Source organism: Streptomyces sp. NPDC127092, assembly GCF_042722475.1.
GTDB lineage: Bacteria > Actinomycetota > Actinomycetes > Streptomycetales > Streptomycetaceae > Streptomyces.
Genome location: NZ_JBHXFE010000131.1, coordinates 1 through 2468, shown reverse-complemented (window position 1 = coordinate 2468; position 2468 = coordinate 1). Strand labels below are relative to the sequence as shown.

The following is a 2468-nucleotide window of genomic DNA, read 5'->3' as shown; positions in this document are numbered from 1 at the left end:
CGCCTGGCTGGGAGAATTGGGCCTCTCGCTTTCGGAGGTTGAGCAGGCCGACGTCGATGTTATGACCCCGGAAAGGCTCAGTCATCTCCTGAGAAACGACTTCGAAGCGGTGCTCGACAAGTACAGTCTGTTCATTTTCGATGAGGCTCAGTTGTTGAAGGAGAAGGGGCGTGGCTTCGTCCTTGAATCCGTGATATCTGCCCTGAACCTGCAAACACAGGGCCGACCGCATCGCATAATTCTCCTTTCGGCCGCGATGGGAAACGTCGGTGGGATCGCTCAGTGGCTTGATCCAAACGGCGGTGCCCTGAGTCAGACAAGTGACTGGCGGGGGCCCAGGCGACTGCATGCAGTCTTCAATACCGAAGCGCAGTGGGATCAGACCGTCGTTGAAGGAGGGGCCGGGTCCGTGTGGCCCTACCGGCACACCACGCCGCTCTCGGGACTGATCCGATTGCGGCTCGGAAACGGGAGCACCAAGTCACTCCGCACTCAAGGGGACACGGGTTGGCGTCTAGTCCGAAAGTCGAAGGACGGGGGAGAGCGTCCAGCTGAAGTGAAGGTCGATTCTTCACGAAACACGAAACACTATTCGATTGCCAGCGGCATGATTACCGCTCTAGGGCACGCAGGATCGGTACTAGTTGTTGCGTCAACAAAGAAGCAAGCCCAGACGCTCGCTCGTGGCATCGCGGACGAGCTTGATGAGCAGCCGCAACTGGCCGCGCTGGTTGACTTTGTACGCCAACAGTTGGGCGACGCACATCCACTCGTCGGCACGCTTAGGCGAGGCGTGGGATTCCATCATGCAGGGTTGCCCGTCGAGGTGCTCGAAGCGCTTGAGGCTGCCGTGCGAAGTGATGATCTCCTCTATCTGACTTGCACTTCAACGCTTACGGACGGGGTGAACTTGCCGGTCAGGACCGTCGTTCTATACGACACTCCATACCCAGACCAGCCCGAAGATACCCGCTTACGCGGTGCCCGGCTCGTGAACGCAATGGGACGGGCAGGGCGTGCAGGACGCGAGACTGAGGGCTGGATCGTACTAGTAAGGGCGGCCTCGCCGAGCAGTCAGGACTTCGCCGACCTCAACCCTGACGATCAGGACCTAGAGGTCACGTCCTCCCTGCTGACTGACTCCGCACTCCAGGCTGTTGCCCAACTCGAAGGTGTTCAAAGGGCTGACGCCGACGCAGTGTTCGCAGCCAACGGTGCGGCTGCGGACTTTATCAGCTTCGTCTGGATGATGCTGGCCGCGGCCGAGCGGGAACTGACCAGCCCAGAGATGGTCGACCTCGACACGGTGGTGGGGTTCACCCTGGCGGCAAATCAATCCACCCAAGCTAGAACGCGATATACACGACTCGCGGGGCGAGCGCGGGAGGCCTATGTATCTGTCGATTCCGCTGCCCGTCAGAGATGGTCGCGGATCGGCTGCTCTATCGGTTCCGCTCGTAAGATTGATGAATGGGCGTCGCAGATTGCCCGTGCCCTGATCTCCGCAGACGTAACTTCTGTCTCTACGGCTCTAGAAGCGGTGGGAATCCTTCGTCCGACGATCGCAGAGTTGCTCCGGCTTCCTGAAGCACCTCGATGGGGATTTCGCGAGTCTGTACAGGGCGCGACTCTGGATGTAGATGCCGCCGAAGTCTTGCGCGACTGGCTCGAAGGTGCTTCGCTACCGCAGCTGGCAAAGAGTCACTTGGGCGCCGTCGCCGATCCCGCATGGAGGATTGAACAGATAGTCACTGCGACCACAGAGCACTTCGAGCACTATCTGTCGTGGACAGTTGGAGCGCTCATCGACCTCGTAAACACGCACCTGCAAGCAGCCGGCGGTGACGAACTCGTTTGTCCAGAACTCGGTGGGTACATCAGGTACGGAGTCAGCACGCCGGTCGCGCTCGCACTCGTGACCGAAGGTATTCGTTCACGACGGATCGCCAACCTAGTGGCAAGTCGCTTCGATCGGGTAGCGGAACTGGACGTGTTGAGAGAGCATCTGGCATCACTAGGCGTGTCCGGCTGGCGCCAAGAGTTTGCCGCATCGACCTCTGAGGTAATTGATCTCCTCGACTTTACGCGTCAGCGACGGCGAAGCCTGCTGAAGAACTTGCTCGATCGCAACGTGGCGAACGTGCCTGTCCACCTTCAGGCTGCGCCTACTACAGGCTCTATCCCGCTACGCCTGGCGGAGATAGAGGGCGAGACTCATCCCGCTCCGTTCGGCCTCTACCAAGGCGTGCAGCTGTTGGGGACGATCTCGGCCAGAGACCACTCAGATATCCAGAGCATTTTGGACACGGGGTTTGCGCTTCGAGTCGAGCTTGAGCATCCCGACGGGCGTGACCAGTTGCAGATCACGTTGCTTGATCCTCTTGATGATCGTCTCTTCTGACCCCCACGTGGGGGACCAAACACATGCAATTCATGCTTCTCGTGACATCCTCTGCATTATCTGAGGC

General features: G+C 59.4%; 1 protein-coding gene and 1 pseudogene. Both read left to right on the top strand.

Going from position 1 to position 2468, the window contains the following annotated elements:
- Positions 1 to 61: 61 nt before the first annotated feature.
- Positions 62 to 202: pseudogene (locus ACFWJO_RS37915) on the top strand (hypothetical protein); the annotation flags it as partial.
- A gap of 354 nt (positions 203 to 556) precedes the next feature.
- Entirely contained in the window at positions 557 to 2401 is a 1845-nt protein-coding gene (locus ACFWJO_RS37910) for a helicase-related protein (protein ID WP_377663152.1), read from the top strand.
- Positions 2402 to 2468: the final 67 nt, after the last annotated feature.